This is a genomic window from Finegoldia magna ATCC 29328, from assembly GCF_000010185.1.
Lineage (GTDB): Bacteria > Bacillota > Clostridia > Tissierellales > Peptoniphilaceae > Finegoldia > Finegoldia magna_H.
The window spans coordinates 925,364-950,551 of sequence record NC_010376.1; the positions used below are offsets into that span (position 1 = coordinate 925,364).

General features: G+C 28.6%; 20 protein-coding genes and 2 other annotated features. Of the genes, 1 reads left to right on the forward strand and 19 read right to left on the reverse strand.

Annotation, left to right across the window (positions count from 1 at the left end; translation table 11 throughout):
• Positions 1–6 precede the first annotated feature (6 nt).
• From FMG_RS04595 to murJ, 3 genes are all read right to left on the reverse strand, one after another.
• Entirely contained in the window at positions 7–699 is a 693-nt protein-coding gene (locus FMG_RS04595) for a tRNA threonylcarbamoyladenosine dehydratase (protein WP_012290668.1), read from the reverse strand.
• Position 700: 1 nt separating this feature from the next.
• The gene (gene aspS, locus FMG_RS04600) at positions 701–2,467 is read right to left on the reverse strand and encodes an aspartate--tRNA ligase (RefSeq protein WP_012290669.1); all 1,767 of its coding nucleotides are present in this window, start codon (positions 2,465–2,467) and stop codon (positions 701–703) included.
• Positions 2,468–2,501: 34 nt separating this feature from the next.
• Positions 2,502–2,681: a binding site (T-box leader), on the reverse strand.
• A 37-nt stretch (positions 2,682–2,718) separates the two neighbouring features.
• Positions 2,719–4,245, reverse strand: a complete 1,527-nt coding sequence (murJ, locus tag FMG_RS04605; RefSeq protein ID WP_012290670.1) for a murein biosynthesis integral membrane protein MurJ — start codon at positions 4,243–4,245, stop codon at positions 2,719–2,721.
• A 96-nt stretch (positions 4,246–4,341) separates the two neighbouring features.
• Here murJ and FMG_RS04610 point away from each other — a divergent pair, with 96 nt between their 5' ends.
• Positions 4,342–5,700, forward strand: a complete 1,359-nt coding sequence (locus FMG_RS04610) for a helix-turn-helix domain-containing protein (RefSeq protein WP_012290671.1) — start codon at positions 4,342–4,344, stop codon at positions 5,698–5,700.
• On the opposite strand, the gene FMG_RS04615 is transcribed toward FMG_RS04610, so the two are convergent.
• The 16 genes from FMG_RS04615 to FMG_RS04690 all read right to left on the reverse strand — a co-directional run bounded on the left by FMG_RS04615 (position 5,697) and on the right by FMG_RS04690 (position 25,142).
• Complete coding sequence (locus FMG_RS04615; RefSeq protein WP_012290672.1) at positions 5,697–6,812, reverse strand: tetratricopeptide repeat protein; 1,116 nt, start codon at positions 6,810–6,812, stop codon at positions 5,697–5,699. The genes FMG_RS04610 and FMG_RS04615 overlap by 4 nt on opposite strands.
• Positions 6,813–7,469, reverse strand: coding sequence for a hypothetical protein (locus FMG_RS04620; RefSeq protein ID WP_012290673.1), 657 nt, complete (start codon positions 7,467–7,469; stop codon positions 6,813–6,815).
• Positions 7,470–7,477: 8 nt separating this feature from the next.
• Positions 7,478–9,172, reverse strand: coding sequence for an arginine--tRNA ligase (gene argS / locus FMG_RS04625; protein WP_012290674.1), 1,695 nt, complete (start codon positions 9,170–9,172; stop codon positions 7,478–7,480).
• Positions 9,173–9,182: 10 nt separating this feature from the next.
• Complete coding sequence (locus FMG_RS04630) at positions 9,183–11,534, reverse strand: endonuclease MutS2 (protein ID WP_012290675.1); 2,352 nt, start codon at positions 11,532–11,534, stop codon at positions 9,183–9,185.
• Positions 11,535–13,676, reverse strand: coding sequence for a U32 family peptidase (locus FMG_RS04635; protein ID WP_012290676.1), 2,142 nt, complete (start codon positions 13,674–13,676; stop codon positions 11,535–11,537).
• A complete protein-coding gene (locus tag FMG_RS04640; protein WP_002837957.1) occupies positions 13,660–14,292 on the reverse strand; it encodes a coiled-coil domain-containing protein in 633 nt (210 codons plus the stop codon). The genes FMG_RS04635 and FMG_RS04640 overlap by 17 nt, the downstream gene beginning before the upstream one ends.
• 8 nt (positions 14,293–14,300) lie before the next feature.
• The gene (gene pheT / locus FMG_RS04645; protein ID WP_012290677.1) at positions 14,301–16,673 is read right to left on the reverse strand and encodes a phenylalanine--tRNA ligase subunit beta; all 2,373 of its coding nucleotides are present in this window, start codon (positions 16,671–16,673) and stop codon (positions 14,301–14,303) included.
• An 8-nt stretch (positions 16,674–16,681) separates the two neighbouring features.
• Positions 16,682–17,704, reverse strand: a complete 1,023-nt coding sequence (gene pheS / locus FMG_RS04650) for a phenylalanine--tRNA ligase subunit alpha (RefSeq protein ID WP_041250598.1) — start codon at positions 17,702–17,704, stop codon at positions 16,682–16,684.
• A 37-nt stretch (positions 17,705–17,741) separates the two neighbouring features.
• Positions 17,742–17,929, reverse strand: a binding site (T-box leader).
• Positions 17,930–17,948: 19 nt separating this feature from the next.
• Positions 17,949–18,680: a TrmH family RNA methyltransferase gene (locus FMG_RS04655; RefSeq protein ID WP_041250599.1), complete on the reverse strand. Its 732-nt coding sequence runs from the start codon at positions 18,678–18,680 to the stop codon at positions 17,949–17,951.
• Positions 18,658–19,335 (reverse strand): potassium channel family protein, encoded by a 678-nt coding sequence (locus tag FMG_RS04660; protein WP_012290680.1) that lies wholly within the window; start codon positions 19,333–19,335, stop codon positions 18,658–18,660. Before FMG_RS04660 ends, FMG_RS04655 begins: the two co-directional genes overlap by 23 nt.
• 8 nt (positions 19,336–19,343) lie before the next feature.
• On the reverse strand, positions 19,344–20,678 hold the full coding sequence (locus tag FMG_RS04665) for a TrkH family potassium uptake protein (protein WP_012290681.1): 1,335 nt from the start codon (positions 20,676–20,678) through the stop codon (positions 19,344–19,346).
• 108 nt (positions 20,679–20,786) lie between these two features.
• On the reverse strand, positions 20,787–21,797 hold the full coding sequence (asnA, locus tag FMG_RS04670) for an aspartate--ammonia ligase (protein WP_012290682.1): 1,011 nt from the start codon (positions 21,795–21,797) through the stop codon (positions 20,787–20,789).
• 127 nt (positions 21,798–21,924) lie between these two features.
• Positions 21,925–22,251 (reverse strand): septation regulator SpoVG, encoded by a 327-nt coding sequence (gene spoVG / locus FMG_RS04675; protein ID WP_002837910.1) that lies wholly within the window; start codon positions 22,249–22,251, stop codon positions 21,925–21,927.
• Positions 22,252–22,378: 127 nt separating this feature from the next.
• Positions 22,379–23,377 (reverse strand): glycosyltransferase, encoded by a 999-nt coding sequence (locus FMG_RS04680; RefSeq protein ID WP_002837904.1) that lies wholly within the window; start codon positions 23,375–23,377, stop codon positions 22,379–22,381.
• Positions 23,378–23,383: 6 nt separating this feature from the next.
• The gene (locus tag FMG_RS04685; RefSeq protein ID WP_002839116.1) at positions 23,384–24,007 is read right to left on the reverse strand and encodes a TVP38/TMEM64 family protein; all 624 of its coding nucleotides are present in this window, start codon (positions 24,005–24,007) and stop codon (positions 23,384–23,386) included.
• Positions 23,988–25,142: a glycosyltransferase family 4 protein gene (locus FMG_RS04690; protein WP_012290683.1), complete on the reverse strand. Its 1,155-nt coding sequence runs from the start codon at positions 25,140–25,142 to the stop codon at positions 23,988–23,990. Before FMG_RS04690 ends, FMG_RS04685 begins: the two co-directional genes overlap by 20 nt.
• Positions 25,143–25,188: the final 46 nt, after the last annotated feature.

Here is a 25,188-nt window from a genome sequence, read left to right on the forward strand (position 1 = left end):
AAAAAATTACCTCAATTCTTGAATAACGTACGATGCAATCATTAGTCCAACACATGAAGGGACAAAGCTAATGCTTGCTGGAGCATTTCTTCCGTTTGCAGATAAAACTTCTCCCGACCTTTTTTCATCGGACCAAATGCATGTAAGCTTGTTAACGTTTCTTCTTTTTAGCTCTTTTCTCATTACTTTAGCCATTGGACAAGTGTGGGTCTTTTTAATATCCGTAATTCTAAAAAGAAAAGGATTTAGTTTTGATCCAGCACCCATAGAACTTATTAATTTAATATCGTTTTTATAACAGTACTCAGCCAAATCTAGCTTTGCTGATATTAAGTCAATAGCGTCTATAACATAATTATAATCTTTAAGATTGAAAAAATCAACAGTAGATTTATCAAACTTTTCCCTAAACTTAATAACTTTGCAATTCGGATTAATTTTATGAATTCTTTTTTCAAATTCATCCACTTTATAATTTCCAACAGTATCTTCCAAAGCAATAATTTGACGATTGATGTTTGTTATATCTATCGTATCATAATCTACTATTGCTAATGTTCCTACTCCACATCTAGCCAAAGCTTCTATAACAAAACCTCCAACTCCGCCGCAGCCAATCACAGCTACTTTGGAGTTTATGATATTTTCGAGGTCATTTTCACCTATTAGAAGTTTTGTTCTTTCAAATCTTTTGTCCATACTAATCTAATTTAATGTGAATTTCTTTAAGTTGTTTTTCGTCAACATTTGTTGGAGCACCAGTTAATAAATCTGTAGCAGATTGTGTCTTAGGGAATGCTATAACATCTTTGATATTATCAGTTCCAACTAATAGCATCATAAGTCTGTCCATACCGTAAGCTAATCCACCATGTGGAGGTGTTCCATAGTTAAAAGCTTCAACAAAGAAACCAAATTTATTTTCAATCATTTCTTCAGTTAATTCTAGTGCTTCGAACATTTTCTTTTGCAAATCAGAATTGTTAATTCTGATTGAACCACCGCCGATTTCGTCTCCATTACATACAATATCGTAAGCCTTAGCTCTTACTTTTTCCTTGTCAGTTAATAAATATTGTATGTCTTCTTCTTTTGGCATTGTAAATGGATGATGCATTGCTACAAATCTATTTTCTTCTTCGTCATATTCAAACAATGGGAAATCAACTATCCATACAAATTCAAAAGTATCATTGTCAACCAAATTCATATCTCGTGCGATTCTATTTCTTAATGCACTTAATCCGTTAAATACAACATCATTTTTATCTGCTAAAATAAATATCAATGCATTTTCGTCTTCTTTTGTAGATTCAATTATTGAGTTCAATTCTTCATCAGATAAGAATTTTTTAATTGAAGATTGAATTTCTCCATCGTGAACTCTAATCCAACTTAACCCTTTAGCTCCGTATTCTTTCACAAATTTTTCTAATTTGTCAATTTTCTTACGTGAGTATTCACTTTCGTAATTACCTATATTGATGCATCTAACGCTCTTATTCTTTTCATTACAGCTTGAAAATACTTTGAATTCTGAATCTTTTACTAATTCAGTAATATTCTTCAATTCAAATCCAAATCTCAAATCAGGCTTGTCGCATCCATATCTTTCCATTGCTTCTGAGTAAGTCATTCTTTTAATAGGAGTTGGAATATCAATTCCTCTGATTTCTTTGAAAAGTTTTTTAATCAAGCCTTCATTAATTGTCATTACATCTTCTTGATCCACAAAACTCATTTCCATGTCCACTTGTGTGAATTCTGGCTGTCTATTTGCTCTTAAATCTTCATCTCTAAAGCATTTTACAATTTGATAGTATCTGTCCATTCCACTTATCATAAGAAGTTGCTTCATTAATTGTGGCGATTGTGGTAGTGCGTAAAATCTATGTTCATTTACTCTACTAGCTACTAAATAATCTCTGGCTCCTTCTGGAGTGGGCTTTCCTAAGACTGGAGTTTCAATTTCATAAAATCCATTTTCATCTAAATATTCACGAATTAATTTATTAGTTTTGGCTCTTAGTTTTAGATTATTTTGTAATTTAGGTTTTCTTAAATCCAAATATCTATATTTTAATCTAACAGCTTCTTGTGCATTATCATCATCTTTAATGTAAATTGGAGGAACGTTAGCTGTATCCAAAACAATTAGTTCATTGGCTATAACTTCAATTTCTCCAGTAGGAATGTTATTGTTTTTTGATTCTCTTTCTCTAACATCACCTTTTACACACAAAACATATTCACTTTTTACATCTTTTGCTTTATCAAAAATCTCTTTGTTATCGTCTTTTATAGCTATTTGAGTTATTCCTGTATTATCTCTCAAATCTATAAATATAAGAGATCCCAAGTTTCTTTCTTTTTGAACCCATCCCATAAGAATGACTTCTTTGTTTACATCACTTAATCTCAACTCCCCACACATGTGAGTACGTCTAAGATTTCCCATACTATTCATAAAAACCTCCTAAAATAAAAAACTCGTCCTTATGATAAGGGACGAGATAAATCGCGGTACCACCCTAATTAGGTAAACCTCACTTTAATTTATAACGCTATTAAGCGGAAAATTCGACTCAAAAATGTCTGCAATTACTATGAATAATAAGTCACACCAACCCTTATCTCTCTGAAAATCAATCATAATGCGCTCTTTTTATCTTTGTCTTTACAATAAAAATTATATTCAAAAAACTTTGAATTGTCAAACTATCTATTTTTTCTTCTATTTTTATAAAAAGCTATGATTTCGTTTAGCTCATCAACTTTTAATATTATGATACAACTTAAATAACTAATTCCGGCAACAACTATCGACATCATTAGAGATAATGTATTTGAGAATCTTATATTTGTAGTTTTAAATGTAATATATGATAGAGCTCCCATTATCAAAGACGATATTAACATTTTAAAAATATTTACAAAAGATGATTTTGTAGAACTAAAATCCCCAATTTTTTTGTGCAATCTAATTATAATCATTGCTGCTCCAATAAGATTTGCGAAACTAGTTGCTACTGCTAATCCAACTAAACCTAAAATTCTTGATAAAATTATATTTCCTATAATATTTATCACAACCATTATTACAGAATTAATCGTAGGAGTTTTTGTATCATTCATGGCATAAAATGATTTCGACAAAATATCTCTGATAGCTGTTCCTATAATTCCAAGAGCATAGAAGAACATGCAAACTGATGTCATGTCAACATCATTCATCGTAAATGCTCCCCTAAAAAATAACATCTTTGTAATTGGATACGATAAAACCAAAAGTCCTATTGTGGCCGGAATTACTAAAATACAAATCATAGACATTGATTTCATGATGCTATCTTTCATTTTATTCAAATCATTTGCGATAAAATTTCTTGATAATTCAGGATATACGATAACTGAAATATTCGCTATGACAATTCCCGTTACAAATTCAATCAATCGTGATGCATAATTTAAAATAGGTATACCATTAGCTGAAACTGTTGATGCTATCGATTTATCAACCATAACATTGATTTGATTAACTGACACTCCTAAAATTATTGGTATGGACAATAATACAATCATTTTTACATTTTTATCAGAAAAATCTAGAATCTTATGATACTTAAATTTTTTTCTTTTTGTTATAAATACGTATGGCAAATATTGAAGTGCATTTCCCAATAGCAATCCTATCCCAACTATCATATTATTATCGTATTTATTGGAAATTACAAGAGCTAGAATTATAAAGAAATTCATTATAAACCCTTGTAGATTTTGAACCACAAAGTGATTATTTGCATTCAAATAACCTTTGAATACACAAGACATTATGGATGGTATCATTGACAGTAAAGTCAATCGCATAAATTTAATAGTTAATTCTTTTGTGTATCCAGTAAACCCAGGCGCAAAAATCTTAATTACCGATGGTGTAAAAATTTCAAGCAATACTATTAATGCTAAAATTATAATAACTACTATATTATTAATATTTGATGTAAATATATCTCCTTCTTCTTTCCCTTTTTCATGTACAATTTTATTGTATATTGGAATAAAAGATGTAGAAATCCCTGCTGAAAACAAGCTTACTATTGTAATTGGAAGTATTTGCGAAACTAAAAAAGCATTAGCAACTGGACCATTCGTTGGAAAAAAATAAGCTAGTGTAGTTTCTCTTACCAATCCCAAGACTTTCGATAGTAGCGTGATGATCATAAGTAAAATTGCAGTCTTTTTCATAAGTATCTCCTGTTTATATTTAAAAAATTTGTTGATTGTGATATTATTTATACTATAGATAATAACACAGGTCTAACGATAATTAAAGGTGATAATATGAATATAAGATTATTGATAAAAAAATTGGATAAATTTGTGGACTCATCAGATATAAAAATTTTAAATGATATTAATAATATTTCTTTAAATTCTATTTCTGATCAAAAAAACACCTTATCCATTATTGAATACGACAAAAATATTGTGTGTCCTAAAAACTCTAATATTCTCTTTTTGAAATCTCAAGATAAATTTTTAGAAAATGAAAATTCAAATATTATTTATTCCAGAGAAGAAGATATTTTTAAAGTTTACGACATTGTAAATGGATTTTTACGCGAAAATTCCGAGTTCTATAATAGAATTCACAATACAATTTCAAACCGTGAGGCCGTTAATAATTTGCTTTTAATCATAAAAGATTATTTCGATGTAAATGTGTGTCTTTTGAACTCAAACAAAAAGTTGTTACTAAATACATTTGATTTCTCAACTATCAAAAAGATTTATCCATTGGAGATAAAAAAGAAAAGCTTGAGTAAATTATATGGATATCTTGCCTTTGAAACTATTGAAGATGAATATGATTTCGAATTTAAAAAAATTTCCAAGATAATTTCAACATACATTTATAACAACGTAAATGGCCTGATAAATTCAAAAGAAGACATATATAGCACTATTAAGAATTTGATTTCTGGAAACATTACTGATAAAGACGAAGAAAATATTGCAAATATAGGTTGGAAAACGGATGACAAATACGATATTAATGTAATTAAAATTGAAGGTGGGTTATTTAAATACCAAGACATGTTCTCACATGGAAATAGGTTTGTGTTGGATTATCCAATGTATATGTATTCTGTGTTGCAAGAAGGATATCTTGTCTTATTAACTAATAATAAAATTAAAGATGTATCATCAGTAAAGACAAATCTAAACTTTTTCATTGAAAAATACGATTTAAAAAGTATTAAATTATCACTAAAAAACAATTTATTCAATTTAAAAAAAGCTTATGATTTATCTAGAAGAATTTTAGAGAACAATATTGAATTAACTGAAAACATAAACGATAATTGCTGCAAGATAATTTATGATTTGATGTGCTTAGATTCTGAAATCGAAATCTTGGTTCCTGAATTTATTTACAAGCTTAAATATGACGATATAAATAACGGTACAGACCTTCTTAGAACATTATACTTTTACCTTGTAGAAGAACGATCACTAATCAAAGCATCTCAAAGGTTGAATGTTCACAGAAACTCCATTGTTTACAGAATAAATAAAATCAATGAATTAGTTGATATTAATTTAGATAATTATAAAGCAAGAAAAAACATAATAAGTGCCTTGGAAATAATCGACAGATTAGACAATACGCTAAAAATAACAGAAGAAGACATTTAATTGTCTTCTTCTATTTTTTGCAATAATTGCATTGCCATATTAAATATATCTTCGTGCACATCGTCATACGAAACTAATGTCGATAATGTATCTTGTGCTTGTTCTACCCTATTACAATTAAGCTCAATTACTGCTTTATTGTACAATAAAATTTCATTATCTGTATGAATTTTTAATCCTCTATTTAAAACTTGAATTGATTTATCAAAATCATAATCATTAAAGTAAGCCACAGACATATCGTTGTACAAATCAACGTGATCAAATCCCATATTTTCTGATTTTTCAAAATATTCTATAGCTTTATCTAATTCATTCATATTTAAGTAACATTTGCCCATTAAATAAACAATTCTAGAATTCTTTTCAAGTTTTTCGAAAATTTCAAGAGCTTTTTGTGGTTTTGAGTTGATTAAAGTTGTAGCAAAATCCAAATCTCTTAATGGCTTTATATCATCCATTAAACGTTCAACTTCATTAATGACAATTAACACTCTTTTTTCATCGTAATCGTTAGGTAGAGTTGCCATTTTATGTGTATTTTTTAAATAATCATAAGCTTTTATATAATTGTGATTTAATAATTCTAAGTTCGCAAGTTCTACATAATTTAAGAAAAAGTCTGGATAATTTGCAACATTTTCATTTAGAACTCTGAATGCTTCTTCTATAAAAATACTAGAATTAAACTCATCTTCAAGAGCCATTAACCTCAAACAATACGCATAGTAATAGGCATTATCCGGGATATCAGATTTTAATATATCATTTGTTCTAAAATAAATAACAGCTTCTTTTGGATTAGAAATCTTTTCAACTCCCATAGATATTATTGATTTTTCAATTTCAGGAAATATATTGTACATAATATCTGTGTAATTAACACAGTATTTGAATGTTCTATCATAAGCTATGTTATAAATCATACCTTTAATTATTAATTCCAAATCAAAGTTTTTGACGAAATCATTATTCTTTACTCCGTCTAATAAATCTTTTTCTAAAACAGGTAGTGGTATATCTTTATCAATATAATCATTTGATTCTAATAAATTCACATAAACCAACTGATTCATAAATTTACTGAAATATTCATCAATCTTATTTATCATTTACTTTTCCCCCGTTTCTAAAATTCTGTACAAATTAGCCCTATACAACATGAATAAAGAAATGAACATCAAGAGTAATCCAAATTTTATGATTGACACAATTTCATTTGACATTATAAAGTCTTCAAATGTGTAATTCTTCATAATCAAATTATACAAAATTGCAAAAATCGCAATATTAGGTATATTCCATGTTAAAAAATTTTTAAAATTAAATTTTAATGATGTGCAAATCGATTTATAAAATTCTTCGTCAATCATGTAAAGTGTCTCCACTAAAGGATTAAATATTAATAAAAGAACAATTACTGCTCCCTCGTATTTTTTTAAGAAAAAATACAACAACAATAAAATTCCTCCATTAAAAGCGACCTTTAACATTAATTTGGGAATAGTAATTGGTTCTATTTGATAGTTATCTCTTGTATGAACCGAAATACTAAGCATATTTAAAAGGATACTCAACAGAAATGTAACCAAAACCGCTATTATCACGCTTGATATTTCTTTAGATACAGATAATCTAAACAAAATATTATTAGACATATTTAACGATAATTTAATTACAATCATTGATGCAAAAATCAACGGAAAATATTTAATTGTATGTGCGGTTCTTGTAAAAGAATTTTTGATTATTTCTATAAATGAGTCCATTATTCTCCCTACATTCTAACCGGTGCTTCAATTCCTAATAAACTCAAAGATAATTTCAAACATTTGTTAACACAATAAGTTAAATATAATCTTTGGTATTTTAATTCATCTTCTACAGTGTTGATTGGACAATTTGCATAGAATTTGTTGAAAAGTTTAGCTAATTCTACAGTATAACGCGTCAAGAAAGAAGGTTCGTATTTCTCAGTTGCATTTAATAAAACTTCATCAAATTTTGATAAGTGTTTTACAATGTCGATTTCTGTATCGTCAACTAATAAATCAAATTTGCTATTGTCTTTTAATTCAAATTCTCCCTTGTCTAATATAGAACAGCTTCTTGCAAATGTATATTGTGTATATGGTCCAGTTTCCCCATCAAAATTCAAAACTTGATCCCAATCAAAAGTATAATCTTTTATTCTGTTGTTAAATAAGTCTTGGAATATTACAGCTCCAACACCAACTTGTTTTGCAACTTCTTCTTTGTGTTCAAGATTTGGGTTTCTTTCTTCGATAATAGATTTTGTTTTATCTATAGCTCTATTCAAAACATCTTCCAAGAAAATTACTTTACCTTCTCTTGTTTTCATAGATCCATCTTTCATGCTAACCATACCAAAAGAAACATGTTCGCAATCATTCCACCAATCAAATCCCATTTTTTTCAAAACGGCTCTTAATTGTTCAAAATGAAGTTTTTGTTGACTAGCAACAACGTATACATTTTTATAAAAATCGTAAGTTTTTTTACGATACATAGCTGTAGCGATATCTCGAGTTAGATATGTTGATGAACCATTTGATTTTTTAATTAAGACAGGTGGTAGATTTTCATCGTCCAAATTGATAATCATTGCTCCATCGGATTCTTCGAGTAAGTTTTTCTTATCTATAGCTTCAAGTGCATCGCCAATAAATTGTGAATGGAATGATTCGCCATTAAAATTATCAAATTTAACTCCAAGTAAATCGTAAACTCTTTGGAATTCTTTCAATGAAATTTCTCTAAACCATGACCATAATTTCACTGCAGTAGGATCTTTTTTTTCTAATTTATCAAACCAATCACGAGCTTCATCCATGTATGCTTCATCTTCCTTTGCGACTTTATTGTACTTTACATAAAGGTTTAAAAGTTCTTTAATTGGATCGGCATTTATTTTATCTTCGTCTCCCCATTTTAAATAAGCTGAAATCATCATACCAAATTGAGTTCCGTAATCACCAATGTAATTAACGCCTGTTGTGTTAAAATCTTGATGCTTCATAATATTTCTAATTGCATTACCTATTACAGTGGATCGCAAATGTCCAATGTGAAATGGCTTAGCTATATTAGTAGATGAAAAATCTAATACAACATTTTTGCCAACACCTATATGACTACTTCCAAAATCATCTTTAATGGCTTCTGTTAGTACGCTTTCTATTAATTTTGAATTATTTACAAAAAAGTTTACATAAGGACCAACATTTGCAATTTTTTTAATATTTTCATTTTCAAAATCTTTTTTTGCTAACTCTTCTGCGATTAAATTAGGTGCTTTTCTAAAAGTTTTTGCTAATTTAAATACAGGAAACGCGTAATCTCCCATTTCACTATTTGGTGGTATTTCGATTAAATCTGATATTTCTTCTTCAGTTAATCCAGTGTCAAATCCTAGTATTATTTTTTTTACTTCGTCTTTAAAATTTATCATTTTAATCCCCTTATTTTAAATAAATGAAAGTAGCTCCAAGACCGCCTTCATTATATCCTGCATCTTCAATCTTTTTGACTCTTTTATCACTTCTTAAGTATTCTCTGATACCTTTTCTAAGCATGCCAGTACCTTTTCCGTGAATGATATTTACTTTTTTCAAACCAACAATTACACAATCATCAATGTATTTGTCAAGCTCGTATATAGCTTCCTCGATATTTTTTCCTCTTAAATCAATTTCACTTTTAATATCAGAATTAGCTTTGTTTTTTATTATACTTTTAATGCTTTTTGATGATTGAATAACTTCTTTTTCTTTGATTTTTTTCAAATTTTTAACATTGGCATTTATTTTTAATATACCCACTTGCACCAATAAATCACCTTTTTTATCAGGCTCTGAAACAATAGTACCTTGTTGCTCTATGCCTAGAATTTCTACTTCGTCTCCTAATTGAAGTTTTTGTTTCTTGGATGTTTCATTCAAAAGTTTTTTATTAGAACTCTTTTTAATCCTTTTATTAAATTTGTTTTCGACATCATTTGCTACTGTTCTAGCATCAGATTCTTTTTCCAAAAATTTTAATTTATTGATAAGCTCTCGTGACTCTTCCTTAGCTCTCATATAAATTTCATTAGCATTTTCTTTTGCTTCATTTATTATTTTTTCTTTTTCTAGTTTTGTCTTTTCTATTTCTTTTTCGTATCTATCACGAAGTTTCAATAAATCTTCTTTAAGTTCTAATTGTCTTTGTTTATCTTCATCAATTTGCTTCTTTTTAGATTCGATATCAGATAAAACATCTTCAAAATCTTTATCTTCTTGAGATAAAATTTCCTTTGCATTATTAATTATATCATCATCTAGACCAAGTCTTCTAGAAATTTCAAAAGCATTTGATTTACCAGGAATTCCAATCCTCAACTTATAGGTTGGTGATAAAGTGTTTACATCAAATTCCACAGAACCGTTTTTAACATACTTTTCTGTTAACGCGAATATTTTAAGCTGAGAATAGTGAGTTGTTGCAATAGTTCTGATGGATTTATACAAAAAGATTCTTAAGATTGCAATTGCTAGCGCTGCACCTTCCGTTGGATCTGTTCCTGCTCCAAGTTCATCAAAAAGTACAAGAGAATTGAATGTAATATTATTTACAATGTGCACAATATTTTTCATGTGAGCTGAGAAAGTTGATAAAGATTGTTCTATACTTTGCTCATCACCGATATCCGTAAAGATATTATCGAATATTGCAACTTCAGAATTTTCATCTACAGGAATTAATATTCCTGATTGTGCCATTAAAGTTATTAATCCAACGGTTTTAAGCGTTACTGTTTTACCACCTGTGTTAGGTCCAGTTATTACCAATGTATTATAGTCATCGCCTAAATAAATACTTATCGGCACAACTTTTTTCTTGTCTAACAAAGGATGTCGTGCATTTTTAAAATTAAAATATCCATTTGTATTTAATTTTGGATTAGTAGCATCAATTTCTATAGCATACTTTGCTTTTGCAAATATGAAATCTAATTTTGATAAAACATCTTGATCCACAAAAATCGAATCCTTCACATCGTAAACTCTATCAGAAATTTCTTTCAAAATTCTTATGATTTCTTCTCGTTCTTCTGCTTCTAGCATTCTCAATTCGTTATTTAATTCTACAACTTCCATTGGTTCAATGTAAACTGTTTGACCAGAAGATGAATGGTCGTGCACTATTCCTTTGAAGGATGATTTATGTGAAACCTTAACAGGAATTACATATCTATCGTCTCTCATAGTAACGATATTTTCTTGTAATGCTTGGTCATTAGAAGATAAAATACTATTTATTTTGTCCCTAATATTTTCAGTCTTTTGTCTTTTAGTTTGTCTAATTCTTGCAAGATTTCGACTTGCATTGTCACTAATTTCGTCTTCAGAAATTATTGCATTATTAATAGTTGCAACTAAATCTGGTTCTTCTACTAAAGAATCCATCATCGCCATAATCATAGGGCAATTTTCGTAATTTTCGTCAGATTCTCCAGCGTATCTTTTAATATCGTGGACGCTATTCAATATTTGACCAATTTTCAACAAAACTTCTGGAACTATATATCCACCTTTTGATACATGCATAATACTCGCTTTAACATTTATAATCTCATATATCGGAGGATTAGAAAATTTGTAAATCATACTCATAGCTTCATAAGTTTCATCCAAACTTTGTCTGATTTCATCTTCTTCTATCATAGGTTCCAATTTATTAGCAATGCTTTTTCCTAATTTAGACTTGCAAAGTTTTTCTATTTTATTTTTTATTTCATTGTATTCAAGTGTGTTTAATGTTTTTTTGTCCATTTATAAAATTCCTTTTTTAAAATGAAATTCATTAGATTTTCCAGTTGCCTTTTTATTTTTTCTAATTGAGTATAAATTAAAATCTATATCATTCTCATCTATCTTAATTCTATCACAAGAATATATCAAAGAGTAATCATCCTTCCTTACAACTCTATATTTAGAAAAATCTCCTTCAATAAAGCAATCATTAAACTTACAGAATTCACAATTTTTACCGTTACATTTTATAATTCCAGAAAAAGGACAATAAACAGTAACCATATTAATCAAGTTATCTTCAACTACCAACTCAAAATTATAATTTGAATTATCTACAATTTCTTTAATTTCAGATTTGTTTAATTCAACAGATAATGTTATTACATCTATTCCCAAATCATTTAAAATTTTTGCAGAGAAAGTATTAAATACATTCATTTGATAATTACTTACTACAAAATTCGCATTAATATCTTTGGCTATATTGATATCTCCGATATTATTAATTAAAAGTTTGTATACATTATTTTCTTTGCACTTTTTAATAAAATTATCAGTTTTTTCTTGATTCAAAAATCTTGGAACTCTGACAATATATTCTGATGAAATCTTATCGCTATAGCCATTTACTTCTTCTACATAAACAATTTTATTAATTGAATTTTTAGTAGTATTGTTTTCTATTGGATTATTTAAATGTACTAAATCAATGTTTTTTTGTTTTCTATGATTAAAATTAGCTTTTTCGTCCAAATAAAATTCAATAAAATCCCTTCTTACTTGATTTAGCTGACTTTTTGATAAGAATAGTCCAGCGTCTAATACAATCTGCAGTTCAGTAATATTTACTGGGTAATTACCCGTTTTTAAAACTTGATTTCGAATAAATTCATCATCTATAGGCTTATTTTTTGCTTCATCGCAAATTATATTTGTTTTGTATTCGAGTCCATTTACAAATATTTGAATTGGTTTAGATTTCTTACAAATGAATTTTACATCTAAATCAAAACAAACATTTTTTTCTTCATCTGACTTTTCGACTATTTTAATATGACTAACTCTTTTTACATCAGAATTTTCAAGAGCATCAGTTATGTTTTTAAATGAAACGATACTATTTTTCTTGTAATCTTCAGTTAATGTTAATGGAAATGTATTTTTCCCGTTGAAAAGTATAAGGATATCTTTCTTATAAACATCTTCTATAAATTGTATTTTACCTTTTCCAATGATTTTCCCTACTGAGTGTCCTTTAATTTGATTTTTTCTTCCAAGTTCTACATAATCATATCCACTTGTATTATTAATTAAACCTTTTGTAAATCCGCGATTTTTAACTTCATCCAAATAATAACTGCAATTACCGTGGTCTAATTTTTCTCTGTACGATGTTACAACGGAATAAACATATTCTTTGGATTTCATTCTTCCTTCGATTTTTAAACTATCGCAATATTTTGCAATTTCATCGACATTTTCAATAGTACACAAATCTTTTGGACTAAGATAAGATAGTTTTGAATTTATAGTTTCGTTATCTAAAATAATCTTATAATCCTTTCTGCAAGGTTGAGCACATCTTCCTCTATTCGCACTTCTATCTCCATTTAATGAACTCATCAAGCATTGTCCTGATTGACACACGCATAATGATCCATGAATGAAAACTTCAATCTCAATATCACAATTTTCCCTGATATTTTTCAATTCTTCTAAGTCAGTTTCTCTTGCTAATACTATTCTTTTAAATCCAATTTCTTTAGCAATGATTGCACCGTTCAAATTATTAATATTCATTTGAGTAGATGCGTGTAAATCTAATTCAGGAAATAACTTGTTAACAAGATAAGCTAGACCAATGTCCTGCACGATTAGTGCATCAATATCGATATTGTATAATCTGTTTACGTAATCAATAGCCTTGTGGATTTCTGATTGTTTGATAAGAGTGTTTAATGTTACATAAACTTTTACATTTCTTAAATGACAATATTTTACAACTTCCTTAACATCCTCAACAGTAAAATTTTCCGCATAAGCTCTTGCGGAAAATTCTTTTGTTCCAAGATAAATAGCGTCAGCTCCTGCGGATACACTCGCTTTTACCATGTCCCAATTTCCGCAAGGAGCTAATATTTCACTAATCAATGATTTCATCTCTTTGATAATCCATTAAAAGATTTTCTAACTTATTCTTTTCAAAAGCTAGTTTGTTATACTCGTCTTTTAAATCTTTGTATTTTGAATTTAACTCATTATTTTCTGTTTCGTAAAATTCAATTTGCTTTTTTAAATCATCTATAGTTTCCCTTTCTTGTTTAAGTTTACTATTTAAATCTGATGATTTTTTCTCATATTGTGATCTTATATCATTAGAATACTTCTCAGTTTTTTTCTTAATCTCATTTATTTCTTTTTCAGAGTTTTCCTTGATTTCGTTGTATTGCTTAGTCATTTGTTTTAGGTTAGTTTCTTTAATCACTAATTTTTGATACAACTTTTCGCAGTCATTTTTTAGATTTGAATAATCTTTTATAATCGGATCATTTTCATTTTTATAGTCTTTTAATTCAGTTGTTAAATTATCGTGAGTTTCTGCCAAATTCATAAGAGCTAAGATAGTCGCGTTCAAAGTCGTTAATTTTGAATTTCTGTTTTTGCAGTCTTCTATATCTTTATTAATCTTGTCAACTATCTTGTCTGTATCTTCTTTAGATTTTTCAGTAACAATATTGTAAGTTGAACCTTGAATTACAACTTGTAATTTGTTCATATATACTCCTACTTTCTCAATGTTGCATTGAATTTTTGTTCTAATGAATTTAAAATTTCTTCTTGTATTTTTTCAATAATTTTATCTTTTAATGTTTCGTCTTTTGATTGATAAATTATTCTGTAAGCCAAGCTCTTCTTGTCATTATCAACATGTTCACCTTTATATTCATCGAACAAGTAAACATTTTTAATAATGCCATTAGAATGCTTTAGAATTTCTTTTTCTATTTCTATACTTTCCAATTGCCTATCAACTACAAGAGCTATGTCTCTTTCGATTGAAGGATATTTACTAATAGGTGTGTAAATCTTTTTGAAATCCATGTGTTTTATTAATTCTGTAAAATGAATTTCTCCAACATAAACTCTATTATCAAAGTCATAGTTATCTCTTACTTCATAGCTAATTTCACCAAATGTTGCAATTAATTCTCCATTTACTAGAATATCAGCACATCTACCACTATGGTAAGTTTCATTGTCTTTATTTTTTACGATTTCATAATTATTAATTCCCAATTCGTTAAATAACGCCAAAATCATAGCTCTAACATCATAGAAATCATAATCTCCGTACATTCCCAAAGCTAATTTTTTAGTTTCGATTCTTTCTTTTCCAACCAAGTGGAAAGTATTACCCAATTCATAAACACAAATATCTTTAATTTTATTCTTATAATTTTTAGATAAAATATCCAAAATATTTGGTATTATTGTGGATCTCATAACTGAGAAATCTTCTCCCAATGGATTGATTAGTTTGATTAATTTGTCATCATCCATTTGAACCATTGCTTTTGAATAAGATTTAGGACTAATGAATGAATACGATAATACTTCAAAAGTATTCATAGAATACAAAGCCTTCTTTGCATTGTCTATGGCAATTCTTTCTTCGCTTTTGATTCCTCTTTTCAATTTACCAACAAGAGGTTTCGCACCAATTTTTTCAAATCCATAAATTCTTCCGACTTCTTCAATTAAATCTTGATAAATAGATACATCTTGTCTGTGGAAAGGAACTTTTACCATAATATTTTCTTCATCTTCTGAAACTATTTTAAATTCTAATAATTGCAATATATTTTTAATTTCTTCATTAGAAATATTAGATCCTAATAAATCATTACATTTTTTATAAGAAAGTTCCACATCATCAAGATGTTCTTCTTTTGTAATTACATCAATTGAATTATTAATAACTGTAGCATCTGTAATGTCTTCAATCAATTTGCAAACTCTCAGTGAAGCTAAGTCACATAGTTGTTGGCTTACTCCTTTTTCAAATCTTGTAGAAGCATCAGTTCTTAAAGACAATCTTCTTGAAGAAAGTCTAATTGTATCACTGTCAAAACTTGCCGCTTCAATAAGCACATTTTTAGTATCTGATGTAATTTCTGAATCAAAACCGCCCATAATTCCAGCTATACCTAATGTGTTTTCTCCATCACAAATTATAACATCATCGGATAATTCACGTTCAACATCATCTAATGTTGTGAATTTTTGTGAGCCAGACTCTTTTACGACAATTTTTTTATCTGCAATTTTATCCAAATCATAAGCATGGATTGGCTGACCAGTTTCTAACATTACAAAATTTGTAATATCAACTATATTATTTATAGGTCTAATTCCTGATTGAATAAGTCTATTCTTTATCCATTGTGGGCTGTCTGAAATTTTTACATTTTTTACAACTCTGGCCACATAACGTGTGCACTTGTCAGTTTGAATTTCTACTGAATTTACATAATCTTTAATATCGTCTTCAAAGTTTTTAATTTCTATTGAAGGATATTTTATTTTTTTACCGAAAGATGCAGCGTATTCTCTTGCCATTCCCAATACTGACAAGCAATCTGGCCTGTTAGGAGTGATTTCAAATTCAATTATAGGTTCATTAATTTCAAGTGCTTCAGTAATAGTTTCACCAATTTTATTTTCAGATAAAACCGCTATTCCATCTTTGGAGTTTTTATCTACAACAGAAGTTTCAAAACCCATTTCTTCAAAACTTGTCAACATACCAGGGCTCATAATTCCTTTAAGGTCAGCTTCTTTTAAAACAATATTTCCAGGAAGAGTTGCATCTACTTGTGCATAACAAACATACATATCTTCTTTTATATTTTTTGCGCCTGTAACTACTTTTATATCTGAATTTCCTGTATTTAAGGTAACTATAGATAATTTATCTGCATTTGGATGTTTATCAATTTTCTTAATTTTAGCTACGATTAATTTATCATTTAAATATTTACTTTTATCTATAACTGATTCAACGTGACTTCCTGTTTCTGAAAGTCTGTCTGTAATAGTTTTTATTGTTTCGTCTACATCGACGTAATCTTTAAGCCAATTAATAGGTAATAACATACTTCCTCCTAGAATTGTTCCAAAAATCTCTTATCATTATCATACAACAATCTTATATTGTCGATTTTGTGTTTTACCATTGTAATCCTGTCTACTCCCATACCAAAAGCAAATCCGGTATAAACTTCAGGATCAATTCCGCAATTCCTTAAAACATTAGGATGTACCATACCACATCCTAAAAGTTCCATACTCCAACCTGTATCATTGCAACTTGGGCAACCTTTACCTTTACAATCGAAGCAAGTAACGTCAACCTCCATTGAAGGTTCAGTAAATGGAAAATAATGTGGTCTAAATCTTGTTTCAATTTCTTCACCAAACAAGTTTTTAATGAAAATATTTATTGTATCCATTAAGTTAGCCATAGTAACGCCTTTATCCACAACCAAGCCTTCGATTTGATGGAACATTGGAGAGTGTGTGTCATCCACATCATCAAATCTAAAAGTTCTTCCTGCTGAAACCATTCTAATAGGTGGTTTTTGTGCTTTCATCGTTCTAATTTGTACACTTGATGTGTGTGGTCTAAGTACAGTTTTATCATCCAAGTAAAAAGTATCAGATAGTGATCTTGATGGATGATATTTTGGTGAATTCAATAAATCAAATGTATTTTCAACTGTATCAATTTCAGGACCATCTACAATATCAAAACCCATTGTTTGGAACAGATTTTCCAACTGTATTATCGTTTCATTCAATGGATGTTTGTGAGAAATTTCTCTTACACCTCTGTTTGCAGTTACGTCTAATTCTTCTTCTTTTAATTTAATCTTTTTTTGTTCTTGTTTTAATTGTTCAAATTTATTGGATAAAATTTCTTCGATTTCAGATCTAACTTCATTTGCTAGTTGACCCATAACTGGTCTTTCTTCTTTAGAAAGTTTTCCCATATTTCTTAGAACAAGAGTCAAATCTCCTTTTTTCCCAAGAACTTTTACTCTAATATCCTCCAATGATTTTAAATCAATGGCATTGTCTATTAAACCGACAGTTTCTTCTTTAATTTTCAAAATTTCTTCTTTCATTATTTTCTCCTTAAACAATAAAAAAATCTCTCATCCCCTATGGGACGAAAGATTGTATTTCCGCGGTACCACCCAATTTATGATAACATCACTCGTAAGTTTAACGCACTCTATACGACCATAATGGCAATTTCAAAGCGAACCAACAAAATTCAATAAATATGTCGCACCAACCCATATCTCTCTGTATATCTAGTTTTGTATTTTCTTCTTCAACATTTTTAATTATTTTATAATATAACTACTAATTTGTCAATTTTGATAAATAAAACATACTCAAACTAGCAGCTATAGAAGCATTTAATGATTCTGTTACATTATCCATAGGAATTATCAAAAACTCATCAGCGTATTTTTTTATTTCATCGCTAATTCCATTTGCTTCATTTCCAATTATTAGAACGTGCTTTTCTTTGTTTTTAATTTCCAAAATACTTCTTGAATTTTTCTCCAAAGATGTCTCGTATATTTTAAACCCTTTTGATTTATACTTCTCAAGTACATTTATATTTTCATAAGAAATATTCATTCTAAATAAGCTTCCCATAGCACTTCTAATAGTTTTCGAATTATAAATATCACAACTATTATTAGATAGAACAATTTTATTGTAACCAAAAGCTTCAGCACTTCTGATTATAGTCCCCAGATTTCCTGGATCATTGATATTTTCTAAAAAAAGAATTTGATCTGACTTTACATCTTTTTGCTCAATAAAACTAACCACACAAATTATTCCTTCGGGATTATTCATTTCACTGAGACTGTTGAAAGTTTTTGAATCAAAATAGACACATTCATCAAGAAAATTTTCACCTTCTCTTATTATGACTTGTTTGATATTTAAATTTGATTTAATTGCTTCTTGATAAAGCTTGTAGCCTTCTATGACAAATTCATTGTATTTTTGTCTATATTTCTTCTTATAAAGTGATTTTACATGTTTATATATTTTATTTGAAGTAGAGGTTATCATTTTTATCGCCTGTTTCAGTAATCTTATCCAAATCCTCATTTGATCCTATTACTATCAAATAGTCTTCAAACTTAACTGTATAATTTGGTGAAGGGTTAATATTCATTTCCCCATTGTTCTTAACTGCAACAACGTTAATTCCATACTTGCTTCTTATTCCTATATCGATAAAATTCTTTCCAATCCATTCTTTTTTAGGAGTAATCTCCGCAATGGAATAATCATCAGTAAATTCAATATAATCAAAAATTTGATCACTAATCAAACTTTTTGCCAGTCTAACGGCCGAATCATTTTCTGGAATAATTGTCCTGTCTGCACCAACTTTTAGCAAAATATTACCGTGTAACGTATCTTTTGCTTTAGTTATTACCTTTTTAACACCCAGTTTTTTACAAACTACTGTTGACAAAATTGATGCTTCAAAGTTCGAAGAAATAGCAACTATAGCCACATCAAAATTTCCAACACCGACAGAACTCAATGAGTTTTCTGTTAAATGTTCAATGTACACTGCGTGAGTAACAATTCTACTCATTTCATCAACAGTATCTTCATTATTATCTATTAATAAAACTTCGTGGCCTGTATTAGATAGTTCGATAGCACATGCTCTGCCGAATCTACCACAGCCAACAACTACAAATTGTTTCATAATTAAACCTAACCTATTATAATATTTTCGTGAGCTTCTTTATAAGCTTTTTTGTTTTTTGTATTGGATAAAGCATAAAGTATTGTTAAAGATCCAACTCTTCCAATATACATAGTTGAAATTATTAAAATCTTAGAAATACTATTGATTCCTGGAGTTAAGCTTCTAGTTAATCCTACTGTACCAAAAGCACTTACAACTTCGAACACTACATCCAAGTATTTTGCTTTATCTATAACTAAAATTGCAAATGTTACAAATATTACCCAAGCCATTGACAAAGTTATTATTGCTAAAGCTTTTTTAACTTGAGAAAATCTAATTCTTCGATTAAAAACTTCAACATCTTCTTGACCTTTAATTTCGCTCAAAGCTACAATAATCAATAATGCAAAAGTTGTAGTTTTGATACCACCTGCAGTACCTGCTGGGGATCCTCCTATAAACATATTCAAAATAGATAACACGCTTGAACTGTCTAGTAATTTCGATTGATTAATTGATGCAAAGCCTGCTGTCCTCAATGTAATTGCTTGGAAAATCGAATTAGTAATTTTATCGATAAATCCCAAATTCCCAATTGTTCCCGGGTTTGAAAACTCCATAGCAAAAATTAAAATCGAAGTAATAGATAACATCAAAATAGTTGTTGTAAGTACAATTTTTGAATGCAAAGAATATTTTTTAAATTTAAAGTTATTATGTAATACATCAAGTATTACGTTAAATCCAATACCACCTATCACGATCAAAAGTCCAATTATCAATAAAACAAATATATTAGTATTAATATCAATTAATGAATTTGGCCCCAAAATATCAAATCCAGCATTACAGAAAGCTGAAATTGAATGAAAAAAACTATAAAATACTCCTTTAAAACCATATACTGGAACAAATTTTGTCATTAACAAAAAAGCCCCAATTGTTTCAATAGAAAAAGTAGAAATCAGTATGTATTTTATTAGTTTTACCATTCCCTGCATGTCAATACTATTTGTTTGTTCTTTGATAATCAATCTATCTTTTAAAGTGATTCTTCTACCCATGACAAGTGCAATTAATGTTGCAAATGTCATAAATCCAAGTCCGCCCATTTGGATTAATATTATTATAATAATTTTTCCTAAAACGCTCCATGCACTGTATGTTGCAACGGTAACAAGACCTGTTACGCATACTGCCGATGTCGCTGTAAAAAAGCAATCAATATATGGAACTCTTGTTGTATTTTGACTAATAGGCAGTGATAATAGTAAAGATCCTATTATAATCAAAAAAAGGAAACTTAGAATCAAAACCAATGGCGGATTATCTTCTAAATATTTTTTTAAATGTTTCATAAACAAATCATACTACAAAAAAATTTAAAAGTAAAACGAATTTTTAAACATTAAACAAAAAAGAGTTACTTATTTTATTCAAATAAATAACTCTATGATTAAATGAAATTATAATAATTTAATTCCTAATTTATTACACTCTACTAACATTTCCTTTGGCCAGATAGAGGATTGAACTTCGCCTATATGTGCTTTTTGTAAAAAGAACATACAAATTCTCGATTGACCTATTCCTCCTCCAATTGATTGAGGTAATTCATCGTTAAGCAACATTCTATGATATTCTAAATTTTTCCTATCATTGTTTTGTTTTTTATCTAATTGATAAACTAGTCTGTCTTTGTCAACTCTAATTCCCATAGAACTCAATTCAAGACAATTATCTAAAACGGGATTATAAACTAAAATATCTCCGTTTAGACTCCAATCATCGTAGTCCGGAGATCTATCAGAATGAGATTCACCTGATTTTAATGCATCTCCAATTCCAATCAAAAACACAGATCCATATTTTTTAGTAATCAAATTTTCTCTTTCTTCAGGGGTATTATCAGGATACATCTCTTCTAATTCTTCAGTAGTTATAAAAGTAATTTCATCTTTAAGTATTTTTTCATAATCATCGTATGAATTAATTAGCATTGTTTGTGTATCTAAGAAACATTTATATATATTTCTTACAGTTTCCTTCAAAAATTCTAAATTTCTATGTTCATTTGAAATGACTTTTTCCCAGTCCCATTGGTCTACATATAATGAGTGAGTATTATCACATATCTCCGAAGGTCTGATAGCATTCATATCAGTATAAATTCCTTCTCCTACAGGAATATTGTAGTTTTTCAAAGCTATTCTCTTCCATTTAGCTAATGACTGTACTATTTCTAATCTACTCATAGTACCATCTTCCAAAAATTCAAAGCCAACAGGCTTTTCAACTCCATTTAAATTATCGTTGATCCCAGTATTAGCTCTAACAAATAACGGTGCAGATACTCTTGTCAAATTTAAAGTTTCGGCTAACCTATATTGAAAAAAATCTTTAATTATTTTAATTGCTTTTTGTGTTTCTAATAAATCCAAAGAGGACTTGTATCCTTTAGGTATTTGTAATTCCATAATTCTCTCCTTATTAAAAAATTAATCATATTTTATTATTATATCAAACCTGTCCAATATGTAAAATAATTTTTGTGAAAAGAATTACATGAACTAAAAAAAGCACCTTAAAAAGATGCTTTTTGAATTATTCATTCTCGTTTTCTGCAGTTTCCATATTTTCTTCAGTCACTGGTTCAGTCTCAACGGAAGATTGTTTTTCGAATTCTTCATTGTATTTATTGATAACTGCTGTTTCAATTTTTTCTCTTGCTGGAGAACTAATAGGATGAGCTATGTCGCGATATCTATCGTTTCCAACTTTTCTGCTAGGCATAGCTAAAAATAAACCTTCTTCTCCCTCAATCACCTTAATGTCATGAATCACTATCTCATCATCAAAAGTAACAGAAGCGATTGCCTTTAGTCTGTTATCAATATTTAATAATTTAATTCTAACATCTGTAATTTGCATAACCTCACCACCTTGTATATTATTTATATAATTATATCGCTAAATAAGTATTTTGTAAATAAGTGTAAATATTAAGCAAAACATTTATATATAATATATTTTTGTGAGATTAAGTTGTCAGTACTTATTATTCATTTTCCAATTTTAAATAAATATTTTTCAACTTTTCACCGATTCTCTCAACACTTCGTTCTTTAACATATTTATATGCTTCTTCAACAGTAGAATTTTTGCCATTAATTATATTAATAATTTCATTTTTAAACTCTTCATTGGTCTTTGCTTTAATCACTTCTTTACCATCGGTAAACATATCTTCATAAATTTTTATGTCTCTGACCAAAACTTTTATTTTAGATGCAAAAGCCTCTAATAGTACAATTCCTTCAGTTTCTTCTCTTGTCATAAATAGGAACAAATCACTTCCATGATAACAATCTACCAATTCTTTTTGGTCAACATATCCAGCCATAATTACATTATCTGGTCTGTTTTTTATTGCTTTTTTAATGTGAGTAGTTTGGAGTTTAGCATTAGTGTGCCCGAACCAAATAAATTTATATTCTGGAAGTTCTCTTGCAACTTCTATAAAATCGTCAAGTCCTTTTCTCTTCATCAAATGACCCACAGAAATTATAACTTTATCATCATCTTTTAAGTTATATTTATCGCGAAATCTCTTTCTGCTATTTTCATCACCCTTGAATTTATCTAAATCAATACCATTTGATAGATTGTATATTTTTTTATTAATCCCATACCCTTCGAGTATATTTTTAGAATATAATGATGGAGTTATAATAATATCTCCAATGTTATAGCAACTTATAATCCATTTTTTAAAAAGTCCACTTAGTAAGTTTGCTCCGCGAAAAGAATTTCTAAAATCCTCCATAGTGGAATGTCCATAATAAATAACTTTCTTGCCTTGTTTCTTTGCTTTTCGTCCAAAAATTTTAGATTTAGGCATTATAGTATTTATGTGAACAATATCGTAATCTTCATTTTCGTCAGTTGTGTAGTCAATATTATTTAGTTTCAGAGCTTTTTCCTGGTGTTCGATAGCTTGACCAACACCACTTTGCTTTACTAAATCATAATCACCTTTATATATTAAAATTTTCATCTATATTTAAATCCTTAATATCAGTTTCTTGAATAATACTTCCAGTCCCAGTGAATAAAGCGCTATTGACATAGGCTTTCCTAATATAATTATCCAGAAATATTTTTTAAATTTTATTTTTGTTGTTCCTGCTATGTAGCATAGCATATCATCTGGTGCTATCGGAAAAAATATTAATGCTGCAAATACATTATCAAATCTATTCTTTTTTGTAAGAATTTTTATGTATTTGTTATAAGCTTTTTCTCCAAAAATTGCTATAATCAAAGGAGTACCGTATTTTCTACCAATAAAAAACACGATGATTGATCCTATACAAATACTAACGTAATTGTATACAAATCCCATCCATGGTCCAAATAATATTACTCCACCCAAGCAGGTGATTCCGCCGGGAATAATTGGTATAATTACTTGCATAATTTGAAACAAAATAAATATCAAAGCAGCAGATTTTCCAAACCTGTTCATAAAGTCCTGAAATTTATCGATATCTTTTAATATTCCTGTTCTCCATGCGTAGATCATAACACCAATACTTATAAGTATTCCTATAACATTTAAAACATGAATAATAATTTGAAATTTTCTATTGTCAGATTCGATTATCCTATTGAATAGATTTTGCATATTCTTCAATTACCTTTTTATATATCTTTTCTATCTTATTAGCGAAAGAATCTTCAGTATAATTTTCATCTACTAATCGCTTACAGTTTCGTCCCATTTCGCATCTTAACTCTTCATTACCCAAAATTCTATTCAAATACTCTATAAACTCTTCTTCAGTATCGTAACCAAATCCTGTTTTGCCGTCAATTAACACACCTTCCAGGCAATCATCGTGTCTGCAGATAATTGGCGTTGAACAAGCCATCGCCTCAATAAAAGTCAAACCTTGTGTTTCCGATGTTGAGGCTGACACGAATACATCTGCTTGGGAATAAAAGTTTCCTACTTTTGATGAATCAATCATTCCCGTAAATATTAATCTGTTTTTTATCTTAGAGTTCAGCCCAATCTCTTTTAACTCTGTTAAAAATGGTCCAGCGCCCGCAATAATAAATACTATATCATCTCTTTCAATGTTTTCAAGATAATTAAGAATTTCAGTTATATTTTTTTCTTTACCAATTCTGCCTAGAAATAGAATTATATGCTTATCTTTTGGAATCTTATAACCACTTCTTATATCAAAATCATCGCACTCAGATAATTTTTGAACATTAATACCCGTTGGAACTACATATATTTCTTCGTGAATATTATAGTCTTTCAATAAATTATATATTTTCTTAGTCGGAACTATTACACCGTCAGTAAATCTAATAATCTGTTTTGTGAACTGTTTGGCAAGTTCTTTACCAATTTTCTTATTTAAAGAGAAATAATGTGTATAATCTTCGTAAACAGTGTGGTAAGTATGCAAAAGTGGAATATCAAGGTCTTTAGCTATTCTTCTCGCTTGAATAAACATAGTAAATTCTGTCTGTGAATGGACAATATCTGGTTTCCACTCCATTATATCTTCATAAAATCTATTATAAAATAATTTATTCATTCTAGCATCAGGATAAAATTTCCCAGCTCCTAAAGAACCCATATAATAAATGTCTTCTTCTTTTTTAGAATTAAAACTATCTGAAAAGGTTAAAATTCTAACATCATGTCCCAATCTATTTAAAGCTTTTTTTAATGATTCAATAGAAGTTACCACTCCATTTATAGTTGGTCTGTATGTATCTGTAGTTATTAATATCTTCATAAAACACCTTCCACATAAGATTATAACATAAATGAAATGCATCTAT

Excerpts from the sequence above, each read along its gene's own strand:
- FMG_RS04660 (WP_012290680.1), bottom strand. The coding sequence starts at position 19,335 with ATGAAACAATTTGTAGTTGTTGGCTGTGGTAGATTCGGCAGAGCATGT.
- pheS (WP_041250598.1), bottom strand. The coding sequence starts at position 17,704 with ATGAAAGAAGAAATTTTGAAAATTAAAGAAGAAACTGTCGGTTTAATA.
- argS (WP_012290674.1), bottom strand. The coding sequence starts at position 9,172 with ATGATAAATTTTAAAGACGAAGTAAAAAAAATAATACTAGGATTTGAC.
- FMG_RS04620 (WP_012290673.1), bottom strand. The coding sequence starts at position 7,469 with ATGGACTCATTTATAGAAATAATCAAAAATTCTTTTACAAGAACCGCA.
- FMG_RS04690 (WP_012290683.1), bottom strand. The coding sequence starts at position 25,142 with ATGAAGATATTAATAACTACAGATACATACAGACCAACTATAAATGGA.
- murJ (WP_012290670.1), bottom strand. The coding sequence starts at position 4,245 with ATGAAAAAGACTGCAATTTTACTTATGATCATCACGCTACTATCGAAA.
- FMG_RS04595 (WP_012290668.1), bottom strand. The coding sequence starts at position 699 with ATGGACAAAAGATTTGAAAGAACAAAACTTCTAATAGGTGAAAATGAC.
- FMG_RS04655 (WP_041250599.1), bottom strand. The coding sequence starts at position 18,680 with ATGATAACCTCTACTTCAAATAAAATATATAAACATGTAAAATCACTT.
- pheT (WP_012290677.1), bottom strand. The coding sequence starts at position 16,673 with ATGTTATTACCTATTAATTGGCTTAAAGATTACGTCGATGTAGACGAA.
- FMG_RS04615 (WP_012290672.1), bottom strand. The coding sequence starts at position 6,812 with ATGATAAATAAGATTGATGAATATTTCAGTAAATTTATGAATCAGTTG.
- asnA (WP_012290682.1), bottom strand. The coding sequence starts at position 21,797 with ATGGAATTACAAATACCTAAAGGATACAAGTCCTCTTTGGATTTATTA.
- FMG_RS04630 (WP_012290675.1), bottom strand. The coding sequence starts at position 11,534 with ATGGACAAAAAAACATTAAACACACTTGAATACAATGAAATAAAAAAT.
- FMG_RS04680 (WP_002837904.1), bottom strand. The coding sequence starts at position 23,377 with ATGAAAATTTTAATATATAAAGGTGATTATGATTTAGTAAAGCAAAGT.
- FMG_RS04610 (WP_012290671.1), top strand. The coding sequence starts at position 4,342 with ATGAATATAAGATTATTGATAAAAAAATTGGATAAATTTGTGGACTCA.
- spoVG (WP_002837910.1), bottom strand. The coding sequence starts at position 22,251 with ATGCAAATTACAGATGTTAGAATTAAATTATTAAATATTGATAACAGA.
- FMG_RS04685 (WP_002839116.1), bottom strand. The coding sequence starts at position 24,007 with ATGCAAAATCTATTCAATAGGATAATCGAATCTGACAATAGAAAATTT.
- aspS (WP_012290669.1), bottom strand. The coding sequence starts at position 2,467 with ATGAATAGTATGGGAAATCTTAGACGTACTCACATGTGTGGGGAGTTG.
- FMG_RS04640 (WP_002837957.1), bottom strand. The coding sequence starts at position 14,292 with ATGAACAAATTACAAGTTGTAATTCAAGGTTCAACTTACAATATTGTT.
- FMG_RS04665 (WP_012290681.1), bottom strand. The coding sequence starts at position 20,678 with ATGAAACATTTAAAAAAATATTTAGAAGATAATCCGCCATTGGTTTTG.
- FMG_RS04635 (WP_012290676.1), bottom strand. The coding sequence starts at position 13,676 with ATGAAATCATTGATTAGTGAAATATTAGCTCCTTGCGGAAATTGGGAC.